Here is a 7,184-nt window from a genome sequence, read left to right as displayed (position 1 = left end):
ACCACTTGAGGCCAAGGGCTGTGCGTGCCGGCCTCGTAGTGGGTCGCCAAGTTTGCGCCGGTTCCGTTGTGGGTCGCCTGCGCGTGCCGGTTGCGTTGCGGGTCGCCTGGTCTGACCTGCCGCTAGTCGCCTGAGCAGGGGCTGGTGCCTGCTGGTGGGCGGACCTTCAGCAGTAGTTCGCGTAGCTGGGTGGCGTCTGCTGGGGATAGGTCTGCCAGCATTTCTTGTTCTATTGTGTTCATTGCGCTGTGCATGCCCGTTAGGGCTACGCGGCCTTTTTCTGACATCACCACGATGTGTCTGCGGCGGTCTTCCGGGTCGCGTTTGCGTTCTGCCAGGCCCGCGTTTTCCAGGTCGTTGAGGATTGCGACCAGGACGCTGGGGTCTACGTCCAGTACGTCCAGGAGGCTTTGCTGGCTTGTTGGGCCGTTGTCGCACAGGTGGGAGAGGGTGAAGCCGTGGCGGGGGGTTAGGCCGGCTGTGCTGAGTTGTCTGCGCAAGCGGGCGTCGATGTCTCTGCCCAGGTGCATCAGCACCAGTCCGACTCGTTCCTCGTCCACGAGCGCAACTGTACCCGGCGGGTAAACCATTGACTAGGTTCAACGATCTGATACCTTCAACCCTATGTTCATCGCAACGCTTGTCCTCAGCGCACTACTTGCCCTCGTCTTCCTGGGGGCGGGCATGTCGAAGGTCACCAAGAACAAGATGATGGTCGAGGCGGCCACCACGCACGGGTTCACGGTTGGGCAGTACCAGCTCATCGGGGCGGCCGAGGTGGCCGGTGCTGCTGGGCTGGTCATTGGGCTCTGGTGGGCTCCGTTGGGGGTTGCGGCGGCTGTGGGGCTGACGTTGTTGATGGTTGGTGCGGTGATCACGCACGTGCGGTTCAAGGAGAAGTTCGCGTTGGTCGCGCCCTCGTTGGTGCTTGCGGTTCTGTCCGCGGTGGCGGTGGTGTTGAGGGTTGTCACGGCCTGAGGCTGGGTGTCGGATTGTTGCCGGCAGTGGGGGTGCTCGGCCGTGAGGCTGGGGGGCATGAGGATTCACGCGATTCCCGCTGATGTCGTTGACCTGGCTCGCAAGACTGTTGACGAGTTCCACGAGCACCTGGCCGACGCTCCTGGGGTGCCGTTGCGCTGTTGTCTTGAGCGCAGTGGTGACGGTGAGCCCGTCGTGCTGTTCCGCTACTCGCCCACGGCTGGGCGCGGGCCGTACGAGGAGGTTGGGCCGGTGTTCGTGCACGCCCTGCCTTGTGAGGGGCCTGCCAGGACCGATGTCCTGCCCGAGGCGTTGAGCAGGGGGGCTCGGGTGGTGCGGGCCTATGACGCCGACGGGCGCATCCACGCCGGTGAGCCTGCCGCGCCTGGAGAGCTGAGCAGCGTGGTCTCGGGATTGCTCGCCGATCCGGTCGTGGTGGAGGTCCAGGTGCGCAGCCTGTCGCACGGGTGCTTCCTGTTCGCGGTGACGCGGGACTGACGTGCGAGCATGATCCGGTGTCCGAACACCTCACCGTCGGCGTCGGAGCCGGGGCGCGCCACCTCGGCGTGGACCGCGTGGTCGACCTCGGTCCCCTCCACCCGTCGGCGCACGGGGCCTACCGGCTGCGGTTAACCGTGCGGGGGTCCGTCGACGACCCGGTGATCGTGGAGGCCGAACCGCTCGTCGGCCACCTGCACCGGGGCGCGGAGAAGTTGTTCGAGGTCCGGGACTACCGGCAGGTGTTGACGCTGGCCAACCGGCACGACTGGCTGGCCGCGTTCTGCAACGAGCTGGCGGTGGCGCTGGCCGTGGAGCGGATGACCGGGATGGACGTGCCGGTGCGGGCGCAGTGGCTCAGGACGCTGCTGTGCGAGGTGAACCGGCTGCTGGCGCACCTGGTGTTCCTGGCGCCGTTGACGCGGTCCGGGTTCGAGGACACGGCGGGTACTGCGGCGGCGTTGCGCGGGCGGGAGGCCGTGCAGGCGGTCATGGAGGAGGCGTCCGGTGGGCGCGTGCACTTCATGTTCAACCGGATCGGTGGTCTGCGCGAGGACGTGCCCGCGGGGTGGACCGATCGGGTCGCCGCCGCGCTGTCCACTGTGGACCTGGACGTCATCGCGGAGCACGCGGTGTCCGACCGGCTCGCCGGGATCGGGGTGCTGTCGAAGGGGTCCGCGTTGGCGCTCGGGGTGACCGGGCCGATCGGGCGGGCGTCGGGTGTCGGGTTGGACCTGCGGCGTGATGACCCGTCCGGGCCGTACCGGGAGCTGGACGTGCGGCCGGTGGTGCGGGACGAGGGTGACGCGCTGGCACGGGTTCGCTGCCTGGTGGACGAGGCGCGGTTGTCGGTCGAGTTGGCCTCGCGGTGCCTGGAGCGGCTACCCAGCGGGCCGGTGAACGTGCGGCTGCCCAAGGCGGTCAAGGCGCCGGAGGGGTCCGTCTACACGTGGGTCGAGGCGCCGCTGGGCACCTCGGGTGTGCACCTGGCGTCACGCGGGGAGAAGACGCCGTGGCGGTTGAAGCTGCGGACGCCGTCGTTCAACAACGTCCAGGCGCTGTCCGCGCTCCTGCCCGGAACGCGGGTCGCCGACCTCGCCGCGGTGCTGGGGTCGTTCGCGGTCGTGGTCGGCGACATCGACAAGTAGGTCGGTCAGTCCTCTTCGCGGCGCCTGCGGCGGCGGGGCGAGTCCGAGTTGCCCAGCGCTGCCAGCAGTTCGCTGACGGACTTGCCGTCGGCGTGCGCGCCCGCGGGGTCGTCCGGGTCCGGTGCGCTGCGGCGACCGGGCTTCACCGGCTCGCCGCGGCCCGTGCCGTACGCGCCGACGCCGTCCCACGGTGGCCGTTCCTTCACCGGCTCGCCCCGACCGGTCGAGTACACGCCGGTGCCCTCCCACTTGGGGGCGGGACGCTCGTCGGCACGCCTGCGGCCACCGGACTTCGGTTCCGCGGCGGGCGCGGGGCGCGGGGGTTCGGGGGTGTCGAACATGTCGGTGCGCTCCAGCGGCGGGCGCGGGCCGCGGGCGGGGGCCTTCGGCTTCGGCGGCACGGGCGTCTGCGCGACCGGCATCTGCGGCGCCTCCGGCCTGCGCGGCTCCTGGACGGGCTGGCCGAGCCGCATCTCCATCGAGTCGAACAGGTCCGACGGGTTCGCGCGCACGGTCGGCTGGTCGCGGCGGACCGGCGGCGGCGCGGGGGTGCGTTCCGGCTTCGGCGGCTTCGGCGGGTCGCGGCGGACCACGATCGGCGGCTGCTGGCGCTGCGGCTGGCGGGTCGGTTCACGCCGCACGGGCTCGGTGTAGTTCGCGGCCGGGCGGACCGGTTCCTGGCGGACGGGCTTGCGCTGCTCCGACACGACCCGCTCGATCAGTTCCGTGCGCTCGACGGCGGCTTCCGGGACGACCTTCTTGACCGTCGGCTTCACCGTCGGTTTGCTCGGTCCGGCCGTGATGCCGCGGACCCGCTCGTTGCTCTCGGTGCTGATGATCTGCCGGTCGCCGATCGCCATGAGTCTCGACTGGTCGGACAGCGACCGCATCCGCGTCGACTCGGCGCGCAACGCGACCCTCTCGACCAGCACCTCGCCACCCAGCAGGGCTTGCAGGTTCTCCCGCAGGGCCCGGAGTTCGTCCCTCAACGCGTCCAGGTCGTCCCTGGACTCCTCCTGGATGCGCTTGCGCGACTCGGCCTCGATCTCCAGCTCGTACTCGCGGCGAGCGGCGACCTCACGCTCCAGCTCCAGCTCGTACACCGACTGGAGGTCGGCCACCTCGTCCTCGCGGTCCGCCACCTGCCGCCGGTACCTCGCGGCCAGGAAGGCGCCCACGAGGGCCGCCCACAGCGCGGACACCACCGCCAGCCGCAGCCAGCGGGCGCTGTCGCTCAGGACCAACAGGGCCGCCGCCACGAGGGCCAGCGCCATCGCCGCCACGAGGAGCAGTCGCCCGGTGCCACGCCCGCGATCTTGTTGCTCGTCGCTCGGCGACGCGCCTCGGCCGGTCATGGCCCATACGGTACCTGGGAGTTATGGGACTGAGACCAATCTTGTCGTATCTAACTCTCCAGCCGGGTGGACCGCGGGGTCTTGCAGCAGTGCTCCAACCACAGCGCGGAAGCGATCAGCGCGGCCGCGCACACGATGCCGACGATGGCGCTGACCATGTCGTTAGCGGCCGCGTCGAACTGGTCGCGCACGGGCAGGACGTAGATGAGCACCCCCGCCCAACCGCCCAGCATGATCGCTCCCAAAAGTGAGGAAGCTTTCGCCAAGGCGACCGCCCGAGCCGCTGTGAGCGGCTCCACGGGCTTCGCTCCGGGCTTGCGGAGGATCCGCGCCCTCAGGGAGAACCCGAGGACGAGGTCGACCACGGCGATCACGAGGAGCGTCAGCCCCGCCAACTTCGGCAACGCCGCGAACGAGCTGTAGGCGAGACGGAGCAGCAGGTGCGCCAGCAGCCCGGCGACGAGCCCGGCCGCCAGCAGATCACGAGCCTTGGTGAACCTCACGCGTCCATCCTGGCACCTCCGCCGTCCGGGGGAAGGTGAGAACCGGGCCGAACGGGTTCTTCGAGTCCCGGAAGGCGATGCGGCGGGCGGGCAGGGCCACCTCGACGCACTCGGTGCCTCCCCCGCCGCTGTAGCTCGACTTGCGCCACACGAGCTCGGACATCCGCGCCTCCCCGTCGCTACATGCCGTTGGCCACCCCCGCGATCAACTCGGCCGACTCGGGATGGCTCAGCGCCACTCCCTGGAGAGCGGCGAAGTTGAGCGTATAGGGCTCTCGACCTTTGGGAGACTCGACATATCGCCCACCGTTCAAGTTGTCGATGTAGACGACATCGTCGAAGTGCTCTTCGGCGAACGACAGGATGTTGAACGGAAAACCATATGCCGGATAGGCACCAGCCGACGAGGGGATCACCTGGAGAGCCACATGGCCCAACTCGCCCAGCTTCACCAGATGGAGCAACTGCTCCTTCATGACCGCTGGGCCACCCACCGGTTGGCGCAGCACCGCCTCACTGATGATTGCATGGACACTCAATGGGTTCTTGTCGTCGAACAACCTTTTTTGGCGCTTGATTCGCGCTTCCACCTGGTTGAGCGCCACCTGTTCCGTCGGCCGCGGGACGAATGCCTTGGCCAACGCGAGCGCGTACTGCCGGGTTTGCAGGAGCCCAGGCACCAGGTCCGTCTTGAAGGTCCGCACGACGAAGGCACCCGACTCCAGGGCCAGGTAGTCGCGCACGGCGTCCATCACCACGTCCGGGGGTAGCTGCTCCCACCAGCCCGGCACGAGGGCGCGTTCGGCGGCCTCGTAGACGAGCGTGCGTTCCTTCTCGGGAACGTCGTAGATGAGCCCGAGCGCCATCACGTCGGCGGGCTTGATCGGGTGGTGGGCGTTCTCGATCTTGCTCAGCTTCGCCTGCGAGAAGCCCGCGGCCCGGCAGACGTCAGCGCCGCTGCGACCTGTTTCCCAGCGCCACGCCGCAAGACTGCGGGCCACAAGTCTTTCCCGCACATTCGGCTTGTACGTGCTCATGGCGGAAATTGTAGGGACGCATTGCGTTATTCGCCAATTTTTGTTTCGCGAATATTCAGCGAAAGATCGCCACGCTTGCGCACGCCTTCGACGCTGTAGTCCAGTACGGCGATCGGCCCGAATCCAGGCAATACCGCATCGGGTGACACATCAAGCCAGGGAATCAACACAGTGGCACGTTCGTGCGCGCCCGGATGGGGCAATAGCAACTCCGGATCACTCGAAAGGACGCCGTCGACCGTGACGACGTCGACGTCCAGTGTCCGAGGGCCCCAGTGCCGGTCGCGAACGCGCTGGGCGGCCCGTTCGAGCGCCTGGCCGCGACGGAGCCAGCCCCACTCGTCGACCTCGGGGGATTCCACGACGAGCACGGCGTTGAGGAAGTCCGCTTGGTCGAGCACGCCCCACGGCGCGGTCTCGTACACCGGGGAGACGGCGACCAGGACGTCGGCGAACCCGTCGACGGCCGACTGGAGGTGCGCGAGCCGGTCGCCGAGGTTCGAGCCGATCGACAGCACGGCCCTGGTCACGGACGGCTCCTGCGGATGGTCACCGAGACGTCCGCGAAGGTCAGCGGGATCGGCGCGGACGGCTTGTGGACCGTCACCTCGACGGCGTGCAGCCGCTGGTCGGTCATCACCTCGTCGGCGATCCGGCCCGCGACGGACTCGATCAGGTCGTACGGCTCCCCCGCGACGACGGCGGCGGCGCTCTCCGCCAGCTCGCCGTAGTGCAGGGTCTCCGCCAGGTCGTCCGTGGCGGCGGCCCGGCTCAGGTCGAGCCACGCGGTGATGTCGACCAGGAAGTCCTGGCCGTCGCGCTTCTCGTGCTCGAAGACGCCGTGGTGACCGCGCACGCGCAGGCCGGTGAGCGTGATCCGGTCGGTCATCCACGCCTCCAGGCGCGAGCCACGGCGACGGCGTCCAGCGACTTCTCCACGTCGTGCACGCGCACGCCCCAGACGCCCTTGAACGCCGAGAGGGCCGAGACGGCGGCGGTGGCGTCCTCGCGGCCGTCCGGCTCGCGACCGCCCAGCAGGGAGCCGAGGAAGCGCTTCCTGGACGCGCCGATCAGCACCGGGAAACCCAGCGCCAGCAGCTCGTCCAGGCCGTGCAGGAGCTGCCAGTTGTGCTCGGCGCGCTTCGCGAAGCCGAGACCGGGGTCGAGGATGATGTCCTCCTGCCGCACCCCCGCCGCCAAAGCGGCGTCCACGCGGGCCAGCAGCTCGTCGCGGACCTCCGCGACCACGTCGGCGTAGGTGGCCAGCGAGTTCATCTCGCGGCTCTGCCCGCGCCAGTGCATGAGGATCCACGGCACGCCGCTCTCGGCGGCCACCTTCGCCATGGTCGGGTCGGCGAGGCCGCCGGAGACGTCGTTGATGATCGTCGCGCCCGCCTCGACCGCCGCCAGCGCGACCTCGGCGCGGGTCGTGTCCACGCTCACCGACACGCCCTCCGCGACCAGCGACCTGATCACCGGGGTCACGCGGGCCGCCTCGACGGCCGCCTCGACGCGGTCGGCCCCCGGACGGGTCGACTCGCCGCCGACGTCCACGAGGTCCGCCCCGAGGCGGTGCAGTGCGACGCCGTGCGAGACGGCGTGGTCGTGGTCGAGGTAGCGGCCGCCGTCGGAGAAGGAGTCCGGGGTGACGTTGAGGACACCCAT

At 69.4% G+C, this 7,184-nt stretch carries 11 protein-coding genes; 3 read left to right on the top strand and 8 right to left on the bottom strand.

What is annotated here, in order from left to right; genetic code table 11:
* Positions 1 to 122: 122 nt before the first annotated feature.
* A complete protein-coding gene (locus NZH93_RS46250) occupies positions 123 to 560 on the bottom strand; it encodes a MarR family winged helix-turn-helix transcriptional regulator (protein WP_259629727.1) in 438 nt (145 codons plus the stop codon).
* A 64-nt stretch (positions 561 to 624) separates the two neighbouring features.
* Here NZH93_RS46250 and NZH93_RS46245 point away from each other — a divergent pair, with 64 nt between their 5' ends.
* The 3 genes from NZH93_RS46245 to NZH93_RS46235 are packed head-to-tail and all read left to right on the top strand — an operon-like array spanning position 625 to position 2,624.
* Positions 625 to 978, top strand: a complete 354-nt coding sequence (locus NZH93_RS46245) for a DoxX family protein (protein WP_259629726.1) — start codon at positions 625 to 627, stop codon at positions 976 to 978.
* A gap of 57 nt (positions 979 to 1,035) precedes the next feature.
* Positions 1,036 to 1,476 (top strand): DUF1203 domain-containing protein, encoded by a 441-nt coding sequence (locus NZH93_RS46240; protein WP_259629725.1) that lies wholly within the window; start codon positions 1,036 to 1,038, stop codon positions 1,474 to 1,476.
* A 17-nt stretch (positions 1,477 to 1,493) separates the two neighbouring features.
* The gene (locus tag NZH93_RS46235) at positions 1,494 to 2,624 is read left to right on the top strand and encodes an NADH-quinone oxidoreductase subunit D (protein ID WP_259629724.1); all 1,131 of its coding nucleotides are present in this window, start codon (positions 1,494 to 1,496) and stop codon (positions 2,622 to 2,624) included.
* 5 nt (positions 2,625 to 2,629) lie between these two features.
* On the opposite strand, the gene NZH93_RS46230 is transcribed toward NZH93_RS46235, so the two are convergent.
* From NZH93_RS46230 to folP, 7 genes are read right to left on the bottom strand one after another with little or no spacing between them, the layout of a single operon-like run.
* Complete coding sequence (locus tag NZH93_RS46230) at positions 2,630 to 3,979, bottom strand: DUF6779 domain-containing protein (protein ID WP_259629723.1); 1,350 nt, start codon at positions 3,977 to 3,979, stop codon at positions 2,630 to 2,632.
* A gap of 50 nt (positions 3,980 to 4,029) precedes the next feature.
* The gene (locus NZH93_RS46225) at positions 4,030 to 4,482 is read right to left on the bottom strand and encodes a DUF3180 domain-containing protein (RefSeq protein ID WP_259629722.1); all 453 of its coding nucleotides are present in this window, start codon (positions 4,480 to 4,482) and stop codon (positions 4,030 to 4,032) included.
* Complete coding sequence (locus NZH93_RS46220) at positions 4,460 to 4,645, bottom strand: DUF397 domain-containing protein (RefSeq protein WP_259629721.1); 186 nt, start codon at positions 4,643 to 4,645, stop codon at positions 4,460 to 4,462. The genes NZH93_RS46225 and NZH93_RS46220 overlap by 23 nt, the downstream gene beginning before the upstream one ends.
* Before the next feature lie 16 nt (positions 4,646 to 4,661).
* Positions 4,662 to 5,519, bottom strand: coding sequence for a helix-turn-helix domain-containing protein (locus NZH93_RS46215; protein ID WP_259629720.1), 858 nt, complete (start codon positions 5,517 to 5,519; stop codon positions 4,662 to 4,664).
* Between the two features lie 26 nt (positions 5,520 to 5,545).
* Entirely contained in the window at positions 5,546 to 6,049 is a 504-nt protein-coding gene (gene folK / locus NZH93_RS46210) for a 2-amino-4-hydroxy-6-hydroxymethyldihydropteridine diphosphokinase (protein WP_259629719.1), read from the bottom strand.
* Positions 6,046 to 6,408, bottom strand: a complete 363-nt coding sequence (gene folB / locus NZH93_RS46205) for a dihydroneopterin aldolase (RefSeq protein WP_259629718.1) — start codon at positions 6,406 to 6,408, stop codon at positions 6,046 to 6,048. The genes folK and folB overlap by 4 nt, the downstream gene beginning before the upstream one ends.
* The gene (gene folP, locus NZH93_RS46200; RefSeq protein ID WP_259629731.1) at positions 6,405 to 7,184 is read right to left on the bottom strand and encodes a dihydropteroate synthase; all 780 of its coding nucleotides are present in this window, start codon (positions 7,182 to 7,184) and stop codon (positions 6,405 to 6,407) included. The genes folB and folP overlap by 4 nt, the downstream gene beginning before the upstream one ends.

The organism is Umezawaea endophytica (genome assembly GCF_025061645.1).
Taxonomy (GTDB): Bacteria; Actinomycetota; Actinomycetes; order Mycobacteriales; family Pseudonocardiaceae; genus Umezawaea; species Umezawaea endophytica.
This window is presented reverse-complemented; position numbering and strand designations above follow the sequence as displayed.